The organism is Bradyrhizobium sp. i1.15.2, assembly GCF_040548425.1.
GTDB classification, from domain to species: Bacteria; Pseudomonadota; Alphaproteobacteria; order Rhizobiales; family Xanthobacteraceae; genus Bradyrhizobium; species Bradyrhizobium canariense.
Genome location: NZ_JBEPRQ010000008.1, coordinates 236,907 through 250,062 on the forward strand (window position 1 = coordinate 236,907; position 13,156 = coordinate 250,062).

Here is a 13,156-nt window from a genome sequence, read left to right on the forward strand (position 1 = left end):
CCGGGATCTTTGTGGGAGAAGTCCCGGGTGTCGCTGCGCTCACCCGGGCCACCAATGACGCTCAGCTCTCGCCGAACACGCGCTTGAAGATCGTGTCGACGTGCTTGAAGTGATAGCCGAGGTCGAACTGCTCCTCGATCTCGGCGTCGGTGAGATACTTCTTCACGTCAGCGTCCTTCTTCAGGAGCTGGAGGAAGTCGCCTTCGCCGCGCCAGACCGGCATGGCGTTGCGCTGCACGAGCTTGTAGGCGTCCTCGCGGCTTGCGCCCTTCTGCGTCAGCGCCAGCAGAACGCGCTGCGAATGCACGAGGCCGCCGAGGCGGTCGAGGTTCTTCTGCATGTTGGCGGGGTACACCAGCAGCTTGTCGATCAGGCCGGCGAGGCGCACCAGCGCGAAGTCGAGCGTCACGGTCGCGTCGGGGCCCATCATGCGCTCGGCAGAGGAGTGAGAGATGTCGCGCTCGTGCCAGAGCACGACGTTCTCCAGCGCCGGCGTCACATAGGCGCGCACCATGCGCGACAGCCCGGTGAGGTTTTCCGAGAGCACCGGATTGCGCTTGTGCGGCATCGCGGACGAACCCTTCTGCCCTTCGGAGAAGAACTCCTCGGCTTCGAGCACTTCGGTGCGTTGCATGTGGCGGATCTCCACCGCGAAACGCTCGACCGAGGACGCGATCACGCCGAGCGTCGAGAAATACATCGCGTGGCGGTCGCGGGGGATCACCTGCGTCGAGATCGGCTCGGGTACGAGGCCCATGGCCTTGGCAACATGCTGTTCGACCCGCGGGTCGATCTGGGCAAAAGTGCCGACCGCGCCGGAGATGGCGCAGGTCGCGACTTCCTTCCGCGCCGCGATCAGGCGCTCCCTGGCGCGCGAGAATTCCGCATAGGCATAGGCGAGCTTGAGGCCGAAGGTCACGGGTTCGGCGTGGATGCCGTGGCTGCGGCCGATGGTTGGCGTCATCTTGTGCTCGAGGGCGCGCTTCTTCAGCGCCGCCAGCACCTTGTCGAGGTCGGCGAGCAGCAGGTCGGCGGCGCGGGTGAGCTGGACGTTGAGGCAGGTGTCGAGCACGTCGGAAGAGGTCATGCCCTGATGCACGAAGCGCGCTTCGGGGCCGACGATCTCGGCGAGGTGGGTGAGGAAGGCGATGACGTCGTGCTTGGTCTCGCGCTCGATCTCGTCGATGCGGGCGACGTCGAAAGTGGCGTCCTTGGCCTTGGCCCAGACCGTCTTGGCGGCCTCCTTGGGAATCGTGCCGAGCTCGGCAAGGGCGTCCGCCGCATGCGCCTCGATCTCGAACCAGATCTTGAACCGGGTCTGCGGCTCCCAGATCGAGGCCATTTCCGGGCGGGTATAGCGGGGGATCATTGGACTGCTCCAGGAAGGTGGGCGGGCGACCCAAAGGGCGACACCGGCCAGAATGTTTTTTACGCCGTGATCTAGCAGAGCGGGGAGGGCGAAACAAACGGCGCCGGCAAGGTAGCGGGGGATGATTGGGCTGGGCGAGGTTCATCGCCCCGGACGTGGCGGGCGACGGGCCAGCCCGGCGCCCCGGAGCTGCAGAAATTAACTGTCAATCACGAACCATTGACTGACAGATATTGAAATCTGTCAGCGAGACGTGTATATCCGTTCTCGGACGCTCCAATTGGGCGTCTGGCGGCATCCCGGGAGCCCGACGTCCCAAGCAAATGGGGGATTGAGGGCCGCAATTGAACAACGGGGACCGCCAATTGATTGGAGACTTACGACAATGACGACCGAAATCATCAATTTGACCGGGACGATTGGGCATTGGCTCAATTTACTGGTGGCGCGCCAAATCGCGGCGCAGGCTGCAAAACTGCCTCATTAGGGCGAGAGCTTTCCGAAACGACCGGCACGGGCGCTTCGGAAGCAGCTCCGTCGCCGGGTAACTGAGCCCTCAACGGGAACATGGTGCTGGCATGAACGAAGCCGTTATCTTGACGCCGGAGCGGATCCTCGAAGTCACCGAGGACGTGCTGCGGCGTTACGGACTCGCCAAGGCCACCGTGGTCGACGTCGCCCGCGCGCTTGATGTGAGCCACGGCAGCGTCTACCGCCATTTCCCGAGCAAGGCCTCGCTGCGCGAGGCTGTCGCCAAACGCTGGCTGGACCGCATCGACGCCCCCTTACGCCAACTCGCCGAAGAGCAGGGCCCGGCGCCGGCGCGGCTCGACCGCTGGCTGCGCACCCTGTTCGCCGCCAAGCGTTCGCGCGTGCTCGACGACCCCGAGATGTTCGAGACCTATCTGACTCTGGCGCGCGAGGCCTGTGCAGCCGTCAAGTGTCACAAGGACACCATGATCGACCAGATCGCGGCGATCCTGACCGACGGCGTGAAGCAGGGCGTGTTCGAGGTGGGCGACGTCAAGGCCACCGCACGCGCCATCTTCGATGCGACCGTCCGCTTCCACCATCCGGCCCACGCCGACGAGTGGAAGGACGCCGATCTTTCGGCGCGTGTCGATGCGACGCTGGCGCTGGTATTGCGCGGGCTGAAGGCGGCGTGAGGTTGCGGAGCCAACGCGTATCGCAGCTTGGCGCTTGATCCGCTCCTGCTCATGCCTTTGGCAGGATGACGGGCTTGGCCTCGACGATTCTCTCGTGACCACCATCCCATCATCCTGCTTGGCTGTGAGCCGTCAGATGACGAAGTCCGTTGGATGCAGGGCCGCCGTGTGCACGCCGTCCAACGTGATCGTATCGTTGGCGGTGAGGTGGATCACGGCATCGCCGGCGCTATTGTCGCCGATGAGGCTGGAGACGGCTGCCCAGTCTGCGAAGCCGTAGTCATGCAGGTTGATCAGGTCATGTTCGGTGGTGGTGCTGCCGACAGCCTGGTTGCCTTGATTGAAGTCGTTGATGATGTCCTGGCCAGAGCCCGTGTTGAAGACGAACGTGTCGTTGTTGGGCCCGCCCCACAGGAGATCATTGCCGGCGCCACCGTTGAGGGTATCCGTGCCTCCGGTGATCGAGCCGGGTGAGGAAGGAGCGTAGCTCATCGCATCGCCCGCCAGGCGATCGGGGCTCGATCCGCCGGTGAGGATGTCGTTCCCGCCGTGAGCATTGCCCGACATCGTGGGAGCGTCACCGTACAATGTCGTGCTGAAAGCAGCTCGCTCGCCATCGACGACGGCGGTGAGGATATCGTTCCCGCCCTGGGCATTGTCGGACATGGACGTTCCCGAATCCCCCGACAGGCTTCCTCCCCCGAGCTGGGCGTCGCTGCTCGCCGCAAAGGTCAGGATGTCGTTTCCGCCAACCGCATTGTCGGTCATGGCGCCAATGGCATCGCCGCTGAGTGCGTCGCCGCCGCCATTTATCCCATAATCCGTCGCGCTCAGCGTATCATTTCCGCCGTGCGCATTGCCGCTCATGGCACCACCAGCGTCCCCGCTGAGCGACCCGAACGATCTCCAACCGGTCGACGCCGTCAGTGTGTCATTTCCGCCTCCCGCGTTGCCCGACATGTCGCCTTGGACATCGCCATAGAGATAAACATTGGTGTAGAGCGAGTTGTGGGCATCGACATTGAGGGTGTCGTTACCGCCCTGGCTGTTGTCCGCCATGGATTGGGCATCGCCAACGGCAACGGCACTATCCCAGCCGCCATCCACGCTCACCAGGAGACTGTCGTTTCCTCCGTGAGAATTGCCATGCATGGCCACCAGGTCTTCCCCAACGAGCGTCACGTTCGAGTTGAGACTCGATATGGCTGCCGTCAGCGCATCGTTTCCGCCCCAGTCATCGGTTGCCAACCCGGGATCTCCGAGCACGGTCATGGACTGCCCGAAGTCCGGCAGTGTGACTGCGATTGTGTCGTTTGGCAGTTGGTGCATGTCGCTTCACTCCGATTTCATTTCAGTCGCGGGGCCTGAAAGCAGCGGAGCTCTTTGCGAGACGCGCTGTGGCCGCGCTTGACGTCGAATCTGCTCGGAGTTGATGGCGGAGATTTGCTTTGGGTTGGATTTCATTGCGACCAAAGGAACTTCGGCGCGGGGTGGCGGAACTCGGCGGACGCTAGAAATTCGTCAGCCCGCAAGCCGCTGCGAGCCGCACGAGCTGCGCATCCGTACGCGCGCCGGTCTTCGTCTTGATCAGATAGTGATAGTTCTGCACCGTCTTGACGCTCACGCTGGTATTGCGCGGGCTGAAGGCGTAGGCCAACTTCCTTCACGCGTTCCGAAGCCGTCACACCTGACGTGACCTGTCGCGGTTCTATCTCAGACCTTATGGGCAACGCCATTGCCGAGCGAGCGCGGATGATGGGTCTTTTTTCGCGCGCGTAGGGCGGCGTTGGCCGATGGCACGACCGACGGGCTTTCCGGATAGGTATTGACTTCGATTTCGACCACGTCCTTTGACCGCTTTCGAAGGCGGTAGAACGCAAGTTCCTGTTCGAGAATGGGGCAGTGGAATTGGATCGTCGCTGTGTCTGGCAGACGGCAGAGTTCATCGATGAGCTCGCCGACAGTGATGATCGGGGGATGATGGATGGCTTCGCGGATAGCCTTACTCATGGCGCAACTCCCTCACTCCGCTACTAACCACGGCGCGACGGCGTCAGTTCCAATTCTATCCGGCCACACGTGATCTAAAGGTGCGAGCCGCGCGCCAGCGCCCTAAAGCGCGGGTGCCAACCGCGAGCTGCGCAACCGCAATATGCCGAACGGGTCTTCACGCCCCGCGAGTTTGCGATAGGTCGCAAGGTCGTCAAGCGTCGGACCTTCCCCGCGTCTGACATTCACGCCGGCAACCGTTGCAACCGGAATCGACGTGCCGAGGCCTGCGTAGAGATAGTTGTCGCCGAACGCCGTCTTGAGCGCGGCAAAAGTCGGCTCACCGGTGCAATGTCCCGGGGCTACGCTGTCGACCTTGAATCTGTCCTTCAGGGCGGTAACGACTTTCGCGATAGCTTCGTCAGGTGCGACGACCAGATGAAATCCTCCCGCGATGAGATGAATCCTGGGATTGATACCCGTCGCCGCTTCGACGATGCGCTCGATCCCGGGGTGCGAGCAACCGACCAGAAGGACCAAGCCGTCGGTCGTGTTGACGGCCAAGGACAGCTCCTTGAGTTCTCTCGTCCCCGGTGCGTCGGAAATCAGCGAGATAAGTGTGATACCGGGAGCGATCTCGGTGGTCTGATCGATCAGTTCGAAGTTCGCGTGGGCCCATGCCGTGCCGAACTTCATCGTCGCGGGAGGTTTGCCGGCATAGTACCGCATCTCTGGCGGCAAGGCCTCGTCTTTGCGGTAGAAGCTGGACGGCAAGGACGAGCCGTAGATGCCAAATCCCTCCTTTGGCGCGTAGATCTTGACGGTTGGATTGATGCTCAGGAGGTAGGACAAGCCCGCCATGTGATCGGAGTGGCGGTGCGAAAGAACGACAAAGTCGAGGTCCGAGAGATCAACTCCCTTGGCCTTCACGTTCGCCGCGAATATTTCGGGATCGTTACCCGTATCGAACAGGATGCGTTTTCCCGCGATTTCGACAAGGGCGGAGAAACCCCAGTCCTTTGTCATCGCGTCATTGGTGCCGAAGGCGTCATAGAGAATGGTGATCTGGTCTTTCGCCTCAGCTGCCGCGCTTTCCGTAAGCCCGGTCGCGAAAACGCTGGAGGCGATCAGTGCTGCAAGAAGACTGTCCCTGATGTTCATGAAAGCGTCTCCTGTTGTCGTGCAAGACATACAACGGGAACGAGGGCGGCTTCGAGAGCCGTCCAAATTGGCTCCAGTCGAAAGATCGGAGCCGGACACACATCCACTGGCCGCTTGATGCTGGATGCCGTGCCTGTGGTGGAGCGTAGCACAATCTAAGAGAGACTTGGAGACCTTCGTTGGGGGTGGCCAGTCGGGACCAGATATTCTGGTCGCAGCGAACGGCACGCCGTCACCCTCTAGATCTTCGTCAGTCCGCAATTCGCCGCCAATCGTACGAGCTGCGCATCCGTGCGCGCGCCGGTCTTGGTCTTGATCAGATAGTGATAGTTCTGCACCGTCTTGACGCTGAGATTGAGATGCGTTGCGATCTGTTCGGTCGTGGCGCCGCCGGCGAATTGGCGCAGAATCTCGATCTCGCGTTCTCCCAGTTGATCCAGCGCAGAGCCCGCCGACAGGCTGTCCTCGGCCAGGATGTGCGCGATGTCGTCGCTCATGGCGCGTTCGCCGCGCGCCACGCTGCGGATCGCGGACACGACCGCGGACGGCTCGCTACTTTTGGTGACGAAGCCGCTGGCGCCGGCACTGAAGGCTGCCTTCACCAGCACGGCCTCGTTGTGCATGGTGAAAACGAGGATCCGCGCCCGCGGGCTGCGCGCGCGGATGTTGCGGATGGCTTCCAGCCCGCTCGCGCCGGGCATGGAGATATCCAGCAAGACCACATCGGGATCGCGCGCCTTGAAGGCGCTGTAGGCATCCGCGGCGTTGTCGGCTTCCGCCACGACATGCAGATCGCCCTGGCTCTCCAGCACGCGCCGATAGCCCTGCCGCACGATCGGATGGTCGTCGACCAACAGCACGGAGATGCCTGTTGCCATAATCTCGTTCATCCCGGCCTCACGCGGCGAGCGGGATGGTGGCGGCGATGCTGAGTCCGCCTCGGGCGGGCAGGATCGAGAATGATCCGCCGGCTCCTGCGACGCGCTCGCGGATGCCGGTGAGGCCGAAGCCCACCGACTGCGCAACGCGTGCCGCGTCGCCGCCGCCATCGTCATCGACACGGATCAGCAATGCATCGTCGTCGCCCGTGCGCCGCTCGACGTGCAGAGAAATCTCGCGTGCCGTGCCGTGGCGCAGCGCGTTGGTCAGGCATTCCTGCGCGACGCGATAGGCGGTGGTCGCGGCCGGGCCGCTGATGTCGGTGAGGTCGCCCCTGAGATCGAGCTGAATCGTCGGCCGCACCGAGCTCTGCGAGCGCCAGCTATCCACCAAATTCACGAGGCTCGCCTCCAGTCCAAGCTCGGCGGGCAGGGGATTGCGCAGGCGCTTCAGCGCGTCGCGCAGCGAGGCCATCAGATGATGCGTGGCCTGCGAGATCATCCGCGCGTCCTGCACGATGTCGTTGCGCTTGTCTGCCTTCGTGCTCGCCGTCTCGATGGTGTTGGCGAAGGCGAGGATGGCCGAGAGATTTTGTCCGAACTCGTCGTGCAACTCGCGGGCGAGCGCGCGGCGTTCGTCGTCGCGGATCTCGATCAGGCGCCGCGTCAGCGCCGCGCGCTGTTCGGTCGCTTCCTCCAACCGGCCGCCGAGCTCGTCGACGGCGCTGCCGATCATCGCCAGCTCCATCGAGCGGAAGCGCGGCAGTTTCGTCCGATACTGACCGCGGGCCATGCGCTGCAAGGCGGTCACGATCGTGCGCGCCGGCGCCAGCGCATGCGCAATCGCGAGCGAAGCCAGGAGCGCGATCGCCGCCGCCATCAAAAGCGCCACGTCGATCACGTTGAGGATGTACTCCCAGGCGAGCGAGATGGCGGCCGCTTCATCCGGCGTCGCGACCACCGTTCCGGCGGTCGCCGCGCGGGGACTGACCGGCCGTATCACTTCGGCATGGCTGCCAAGGAAGGTCGGCACAATCGACGCGAACCAGCGCGGCGGCGCCTTGCCGAGCCCCTCACTCTGGCCGCAGAGCGGCTTTTCGAATGCGATGGCAGGTTGGAATTCGACGCAGACGCCAGGGGAGATCAGCTTCATCGTCTCCAGTGTGCGCCACTCCGGAACCGGCAGAAGCTGCTCGCGTGTTCTGCTGCTACGCAACAAGAATTCGTGCCAATACAGGGCCTGAAGCGCCTGGGCGACCCGCTGCGCCGAGGCCGCGGTCGCCCGGTCGACGCTGCGATAGGCGTCGAACGTGGCCCAGATGGTCGCCGCACCAAGGCAGAGCACGACGATGAGAAACAGACGGGCGACAAGCTGAAGCACAAGGCGCATGCGATCACCCCAAAGTTTGCTAAGGTCAGCCTAACAACGCCGCCGCGCCTTGCCAATTGCGGGGATCGGCAGGATGGCAGCTCGGGCAAATTTCCCAAGCCGGATTGGGCATGGCTCTTTGGACCGGGCGCGGCGGCTTTGATCTAATGGGCGGTATTCACGGCCAGGAGCGGTGCAGCATGAGTTCGATGACAATTGGGCCGATCGCGGGGCCTGCTGCCGACCCATCCGAGCGCAGTGCGCTCCTGTTCTGGATGATCTTCACCGGGCTTTCGATCTTCGCCGTCGTGCTGCTGTGGCGGTTCGGCCTGATCCGCCTGATGCTGACCTCGGACCGGACCTACATTTCCAGCTTGATCGCGCTGCTCTATGTCGTCACTTGCGGTCACTGCTTCCTGCGTACGCGGGCCATTGCCCGTGAGGGCGCGGCAGCCCGGCGCTGCCGCGCGGTGCTCGCGGCGCTCGAGGGCGGCAGGGCGCTCGAGGCCGGCGGCGCAGCCGCGCTGCCACGCGGGCTGGTGCGGGACCACATCGAGAGCCTCGTGACCAAGGCCGCGGCGCAGGATTACCGCCCGGTGGACCAGACGCTATTGCTGCGCACGCTCGCCGACCGGCTGCGCGGCTCCAACGGCTTCGGCGCCTTCGTCTCGGATACGCTGATGAAGCTCGGCCTGCTCGGCACCATCGTCGGCTTCATCATCATGCTGGCGCCGATCGCGGGGCTGGATGCCGCTGACAAGGTCGCGATGCGATCCTCGATGGGGTTGATGAGCGACGGCATGGCGGTCGCGATGTACACGACGCTGGCGGGTCTCGTCGGCTCGATCCTGGTCCGCATCCAGTATTACATGCTGGATGCCGCGACCCAGAAGGTGTTCTCGGATGCAGTGGTGCTGACCGAGACCTATGTGACGCCGGTGCTGGAGCGCAAGGGTTCTGGAATCAAGGGTGCTGGAATCGCGACATGATGGATGATTTCGGTCTCTATCCGCGCGAGGAGCCGTTCGATCCCTTGGGCGTGATGCTGTTCAAGGCGCTCCAGGTGATCGCTTTCCTGTTCTTCCTCGCGCTGCTCGCGGTCTCGCCGGACGCCAAGGACGGCAAGATCGATTCCAAGGCCGAGTTCATGATCACGCTGGACTGGCCGGACAGCCACCCCGACGATCTCGACCTGTTCGTGCAGGATCCCGCCGGCAACATCGCCTGGTATCGCCACCGCGAGGCCGGCTTCCTCACGCTCGACCGCGACGACCGCGGCGGAGCCAACGACTTCATCATGGTCAACGGCAAGAAGATTGCTTCGCCGATCCGCGAGGAGATCGTCACGGTGCGCGGCATCGTCGCCGGCGAATACACCGTCAATGTCTCACATTTCGTGGCCACCACCGGCGAGCCCGTGACGGCCAATGTGAAGGTGCAAAAACTCAATCCGACGGCGCAGGTGATCTTCGATAACAAGTTCACGGTCGATCACACCGGCGACGAGAAGACCGCGGTGCGGTTCCGGCTCGATGCCGAAGGCAAGGTCGTCAATGTGGACCAGCGGCCGAAATCGCTGCTGGAGACGTTCCGCAGCGGCTGGCGCAACGGCGCCGATCTCGACCCGAACACCGGTGTGAGCAAGAACGCTGTGAGAGTGCGCCGTGACTAGCTTGCAGACGGTCATCCTCACGCTATCGATAGCCTACGCCGTCATCGGCGCGCTGCTGCTGGTCGTGCTCGTCTATGCGCGGCTGCACTGGTCGGTCAAGGCCGTCGCGGTGGTCGTGACCAGCGCCTTCTATGTCGTCAGCTTCACGGAAATGCGCGGGCTGCTCGGCTGGGCCAGCGCCGACCGGCTGCCGGCCTCCTTCAAGCTGCTGAAGGCCCGCATCGTCGAGCCGCATTCGCTGGAGGGCGATCCCGGCTCGATCTATCTCTGGGTCGAGCAGCTCGACGAGGACAATCGGCCGAGCGGCATCCCGCGCGCCTTTCGTGTGCCCTACAATGACAGGCTGGCCGACAAGACCCACGCGGCGGAGAACGAGATCGCGCTGGGACATCCGCAAGGCGGCCGGGCCGCGGATTTCGGCGGCGGCGATGGCAGCCTCATCGACATGGTCAGGGAATATGTGACGCCCAAGACCATCATGGAGACGAGCGGAGGCGATTCCTCGACCGGCGAATTCCTGGCCCCACCCGCCGGCGCGCAGGGCGCCGTGTTCACGCCGCTGCCGCCGCCCCGGATGCCGCCGAAGGACGAGCAATAGGCTCTTCACCATCGCAACAGGGCAGTGCTGGCAAACCGCGCGCCGCTGGCGCATGTTCTTGACCTCCCTCAATTTGGCCTTATCGGCTCCCAATAAGGTTCGAGGGTGGAGGGTGCGTGCTTCTCGCTGTCTTCTCGGATATCCACGGCAACCGGCAGGCGTTCGAGGCGTGCCTGAAAGTCGCGCGGGCGCGTGGCGCCGAGCGCTTCATCCTGCTTGGCGACTTCGTCGGCTATGGCGCCGATCCGGAATGGGTGGTGGATACCGCGATGGAGCTGGTCGCCCAGGGCGCCGTCGCCGTGCGCGGCAATCATGACCAGGCGGTGAATTCCTCGGCCGAGACCATGAATGCTGAGGCGCAAATCGCGATCGAATGGACCCGCGGCCGGCTCGACACCGCGCAGCGGCGGTTCCTGGCGGAATTGCCGATGCTGGTGGAGGACGGCGATCGCCTGTTCGTGCATTCGGAAGCCTCCAGCCCCCGAAGCTGGCACTATGTCCGATCGACCGCCGACGCCGCCAAAAGCCTGATCGCGACGCCAGCTCATGTCACGTTCTGCGGCCACATCCACCGCCCGGCGATCTATTCGATGTCGGTGACGGCGAAGATGTCGGGACTCGTGCCCAAGACCGACGTCTCCGTACCGCTGCTGCGCGGGCGGCAATGGCTTGCTGTGCTCGGCTCGGTCGGCCAGCCGCGCGATAGCGATCCATCCGCGGCTTTCGCGCTGTTCGACACGGTCTCGTGCCAGATCACCTATTGCCGCGCGCCCTACGACGTCGAGACGGCCGCGAACCGGATCCGTGAGAACGGCCTGCCGCATTGGCTCGCCGACCGGCTGTCGCAGGGGCGCTAGAGGCCGATGCCGAAACCCCTCGTCAAATCAGGCGCAGCGATCGACGGCTACACGATCGGCGAATGCGTCCATGCCGGCGGAATGGCGACGCTGTGGACCGTCACCCGTCCCGGCCTCGACGTGCCGCTGCTGATGAAAATTCCGCGGGTGTCGGAGGGCGAGGACCCTGCCGCGATCGTCTCCTTCGAGATGGAGATGATGATCCTGCCGCGGCTGGCCGGGCCGCACGTGCCCTCATGTTTCGGCACCGGCGATTTCGCCCACCAGGCCTATGTCGTGATCGAGCGCATCTCCGGGACCACGCTTTACAAGCGGTTGCCCGACCTGCCGCTGCCGTATGACGAGGCGCGGCAGCTCGTCGCCAGGATCGCGACGGGGCTCGCGGATTTGCACCGGCAGAACGTGATCCATCACGACATCAAGCCGAGCAGCATCATGTTCCGCGAGAGCGGCGAGGCGGTGCTGATCGACTATGGCCTGTCGCATCACAACCATCTGCCGGACCTGTTGCAGGAGGAATTCCGCCTTCCTTACGGCACCGCGCCCTATATGGCGCCGGAACGGCTGTCGGGGGTGCGCGACGATCCGCGCAGCGATCTGTTCTCGCTTGGCGTGCTGCTCTATTTCTTCACGACCGGCGAGCGGCCGTTCGGCGAGGGCGAGACGCTGCGTGCGATGCGGCGCCGGCTGTGGCGCGATCCGCACCCGCCGCGCGGCTTGCGCGCCGACTATCCGCCCTGGCTCCAGGAGGTGGCGCTGCGATGCCTCGAGATCGAGCCGGTGCGGCGCTATCCGACGGCGTCGCAACTCGCCTTCGATCTGACCCATCCGGACCAAATCAGGCTCACGATGCGCTCGGAGCGAATGAAGCGCGATCCGCTCAGCGTCGCATGGCGCCGCCGGTTCAACCAGGGTGTCATGGCGCCCCGCGCGAAATCGGATGTCGCAGCCCAAATCGCATCGAGCCCGATCGTTGCGGTCGCGCTCGATACGGCGGAAGGCGAGCCGGAGTTGAACGAGGCTCTGCGCATGACGACGGAACGCATTCTCGCCACGCTGCCGTCGGCGCGGCTCGCATGTCTCAACGTGCTGAAGCTCAACCGCATCGCGATTGACAGGACGCTGGATGAGCAGGGCTCCAACAAGCATATCGACCGGTTGGTGGCGCTCAGGCACTGGGCCACTCCGCTCAAGCTCGATGAGAGCCGGCTGTCGGCTCACGTGCTGGAAGCCGTCGATCCCGCGGCGGCCATCCTGGAGTTTTGCGAGGTCAACCACGTCGACCACGTCATCATCGGCGCGCGGCAGGGCTCGTTCCGGCGCACGCTGCTCGGCAGCGTCTCGGCCAAGGTGGCCTCGGAAGCGGCCTGCACCGTCACCGTGGTCCGGCCGCCGCGAATGGCTGCGGATGCGGGCGAGGAGGTCGGATAGGGCAGCGCTCTGGATCGTGGAGGTTCAGGCCGCGTGAGCGGTGTGGACGGAGCGCTTACGACGGATCGGCCAGGAGAATTGCGGGCCGGGCTCGCCGTGATCCGCGCTGCCGCCGAAGAACTGGATGATCTCGCGGCAGGGCTCGCAGTTGAACAGATTACGCGACGCGGATGCCTTGGTCATTTCCTTCAGGCAGTTCGGGCAATGCGGCTTCATGAGCTTGGTCCAGAAAAGAATTCATTGCCGGCGCGGTGACCGGAGCGGGTGATCCAGGCCCGTCTCGGGCCCGGTGTCGTCGCGCATCTCGCCTTCGGTGCGTTCGAGCCGACCGAAGAAGAAATCGAGGTCGGGATGTGGGCGCCGCGGGATGCGGCACCGACGCTTCGGCTGACGCTTCACGAGCGCGATCTGCATGGGGTCAGGCCCGATACCAGTCGCGACGGGCGATGCGGGTCGAGCGTACCGAGACCTTCACCGGTCCGGCCGATGGACCAAACACAACAAACGCACAAAAACCAAGCCACAACGCCACGCCAGTCCAAACCAGGGTCGTCGTCATGATGTGCTCCCGCGAAAACAGGCAAGAATCACTAGCGGTGATTTGCGCGAATCAGGGAAGCCCGGAGGAGTACGGATCAAGGTTGCAAATTTAGGCATTGCGCGCCG

15 protein-coding genes and 1 pseudogene are annotated in these 13,156 nt (G+C 64.1%); 6 read left to right on the top strand and 10 right to left on the bottom strand.

The window, feature by feature from the left end:
• Positions 1-61: 61 nt before the first annotated feature.
• A complete protein-coding gene (gene purB, locus ABIB80_RS17690) occupies positions 62-1,369 on the bottom strand; it encodes an adenylosuccinate lyase (protein ID WP_007602341.1) in 1,308 nt (435 codons plus the stop codon).
• A 578-nt stretch (positions 1,370-1,947) separates the two neighbouring features.
• Between purB and ABIB80_RS17695 the strand changes: the two genes are divergently transcribed.
• Entirely contained in the window at positions 1,948-2,535 is a 588-nt protein-coding gene (locus ABIB80_RS17695; protein ID WP_007602348.1) for a TetR/AcrR family transcriptional regulator, read from the top strand.
• 132 nt (positions 2,536-2,667) lie between these two features.
• On the opposite strand, the gene ABIB80_RS17700 is transcribed toward ABIB80_RS17695, so the two are convergent.
• The 6 genes and pseudogenes from ABIB80_RS17700 to ABIB80_RS17725 form a co-directional block, all read right to left on the bottom strand.
• A complete protein-coding gene (locus ABIB80_RS17700) occupies positions 2,668-3,864 on the bottom strand; it encodes a calcium-binding protein (protein ID WP_219684968.1) in 1,197 nt (398 codons plus the stop codon).
• 181 nt (positions 3,865-4,045) lie between these two features.
• Positions 4,046-4,162, bottom strand: a pseudogene (locus ABIB80_RS17705) (DNA-binding response regulator); the annotation flags it as partial.
• Positions 4,163-4,248: 86 nt separating this feature from the next.
• Positions 4,249-4,545, bottom strand: a complete 297-nt coding sequence (locus ABIB80_RS17710) for a hypothetical protein (RefSeq protein WP_007602351.1) — start codon at positions 4,543-4,545, stop codon at positions 4,249-4,251.
• Between the two features lie 102 nt (positions 4,546-4,647).
• Positions 4,648-5,685: an MBL fold metallo-hydrolase gene (locus tag ABIB80_RS17715; protein WP_007602353.1), complete on the bottom strand. Its 1,038-nt coding sequence runs from the start codon at positions 5,683-5,685 to the stop codon at positions 4,648-4,650.
• Between the two features lie 239 nt (positions 5,686-5,924).
• Positions 5,925-6,575 (bottom strand): response regulator, encoded by a 651-nt coding sequence (locus tag ABIB80_RS17720; RefSeq protein ID WP_007602355.1) that lies wholly within the window; start codon positions 6,573-6,575, stop codon positions 5,925-5,927.
• A 7-nt stretch (positions 6,576-6,582) separates the two neighbouring features.
• The gene (locus ABIB80_RS17725) at positions 6,583-7,953 is read right to left on the bottom strand and encodes a sensor histidine kinase (RefSeq protein WP_354128087.1); all 1,371 of its coding nucleotides are present in this window, start codon (positions 7,951-7,953) and stop codon (positions 6,583-6,585) included.
• 179 nt (positions 7,954-8,132) lie between these two features.
• Between ABIB80_RS17725 and ABIB80_RS17730 the strand changes: the two genes are divergently transcribed.
• From ABIB80_RS17730 to ABIB80_RS17750, 5 genes are all read left to right on the top strand, one after another.
• On the top strand, positions 8,133-8,921 hold the full coding sequence (locus tag ABIB80_RS17730; protein ID WP_007602359.1) for a MotA/TolQ/ExbB proton channel family protein: 789 nt from the start codon (positions 8,133-8,135) through the stop codon (positions 8,919-8,921).
• The gene (locus tag ABIB80_RS17735; protein ID WP_354128088.1) at positions 8,918-9,604 is read left to right on the top strand and encodes a DUF2135 domain-containing protein; all 687 of its coding nucleotides are present in this window, start codon (positions 8,918-8,920) and stop codon (positions 9,602-9,604) included. Before ABIB80_RS17730 ends, ABIB80_RS17735 begins: the two co-directional genes overlap by 4 nt.
• Entirely contained in the window at positions 9,597-10,202 is a 606-nt protein-coding gene (locus ABIB80_RS17740) for a hypothetical protein (RefSeq protein ID WP_354128089.1), read from the top strand. The genes ABIB80_RS17735 and ABIB80_RS17740 overlap by 8 nt, the downstream gene beginning before the upstream one ends.
• Before the next feature lie 116 nt (positions 10,203-10,318).
• Positions 10,319-11,059: a metallophosphoesterase family protein gene (locus ABIB80_RS17745; RefSeq protein ID WP_354128090.1), complete on the top strand. Its 741-nt coding sequence runs from the start codon at positions 10,319-10,321 to the stop codon at positions 11,057-11,059.
• 6 nt (positions 11,060-11,065) lie between these two features.
• The gene (locus tag ABIB80_RS17750; protein WP_219684963.1) at positions 11,066-12,490 is read left to right on the top strand and encodes a bifunctional serine/threonine-protein kinase/universal stress protein; all 1,425 of its coding nucleotides are present in this window, start codon (positions 11,066-11,068) and stop codon (positions 12,488-12,490) included.
• A 24-nt stretch (positions 12,491-12,514) separates the two neighbouring features.
• Here ABIB80_RS17750 and ABIB80_RS17755 read toward each other — a convergent pair whose 3' ends face one another.
• From ABIB80_RS17755 to ABIB80_RS17765, 3 genes are read right to left on the bottom strand one after another with little or no spacing between them, the layout of a single operon-like run.
• Entirely contained in the window at positions 12,515-12,706 is a 192-nt protein-coding gene (locus tag ABIB80_RS17755) for a hypothetical protein (RefSeq protein WP_007602380.1), read from the bottom strand.
• A gap of 21 nt (positions 12,707-12,727) precedes the next feature.
• Positions 12,728-12,904, bottom strand: coding sequence for a hypothetical protein (locus tag ABIB80_RS17760; protein WP_219684962.1), 177 nt, complete (start codon positions 12,902-12,904; stop codon positions 12,728-12,730).
• 4 nt (positions 12,905-12,908) lie between these two features.
• Entirely contained in the window at positions 12,909-13,049 is a 141-nt protein-coding gene (locus tag ABIB80_RS17765; protein WP_354128091.1) for a hypothetical protein, read from the bottom strand.
• Positions 13,050-13,156: the final 107 nt, after the last annotated feature.

Coding starts and splice junctions, on each gene's coding strand:
- purB (WP_007602341.1), bottom strand. CDS start 1,369: ATGATCCCCCGCTATACCCGCCCGGAAATGGCCTCGATCTGGGAGCCG.
- ABIB80_RS17695 (WP_007602348.1), top strand. CDS start 1,948: ATGAACGAAGCCGTTATCTTGACGCCGGAGCGGATCCTCGAAGTCACC.
- ABIB80_RS17700 (WP_219684968.1), bottom strand. CDS start 3,864: ATGCACCAACTGCCAAACGACACAATCGCAGTCACACTGCCGGACTTC.
- ABIB80_RS17710 (WP_007602351.1), bottom strand. CDS start 4,545: ATGAGTAAGGCTATCCGCGAAGCCATCCATCATCCCCCGATCATCACT.
- ABIB80_RS17715 (WP_007602353.1), bottom strand. CDS start 5,685: ATGAACATCAGGGACAGTCTTCTTGCAGCACTGATCGCCTCCAGCGTT.
- ABIB80_RS17720 (WP_007602355.1), bottom strand. CDS start 6,575: ATGAACGAGATTATGGCAACAGGCATCTCCGTGCTGTTGGTCGACGAC.
- ABIB80_RS17725 (WP_354128087.1), bottom strand. CDS start 7,953: ATGCGCCTTGTGCTTCAGCTTGTCGCCCGTCTGTTTCTCATCGTCGTG.
- ABIB80_RS17730 (WP_007602359.1), top strand. CDS start 8,133: ATGAGTTCGATGACAATTGGGCCGATCGCGGGGCCTGCTGCCGACCCA.
- ABIB80_RS17735 (WP_354128088.1), top strand. CDS start 8,918: ATGATGGATGATTTCGGTCTCTATCCGCGCGAGGAGCCGTTCGATCCC.
- ABIB80_RS17750 (WP_219684963.1), top strand. CDS start 11,066: ATGCCGAAACCCCTCGTCAAATCAGGCGCAGCGATCGACGGCTACACG.
- ABIB80_RS17755 (WP_007602380.1), bottom strand. CDS start 12,706: ATGAAGCCGCATTGCCCGAACTGCCTGAAGGAAATGACCAAGGCATCC.
- ABIB80_RS17760 (WP_219684962.1), bottom strand. CDS start 12,904: ATGCAGATCGCGCTCGTGAAGCGTCAGCCGAAGCGTCGGTGCCGCATC.
- ABIB80_RS17765 (WP_354128091.1), bottom strand. CDS start 13,049: ATGACGACGACCCTGGTTTGGACTGGCGTGGCGTTGTGGCTTGGTTTT.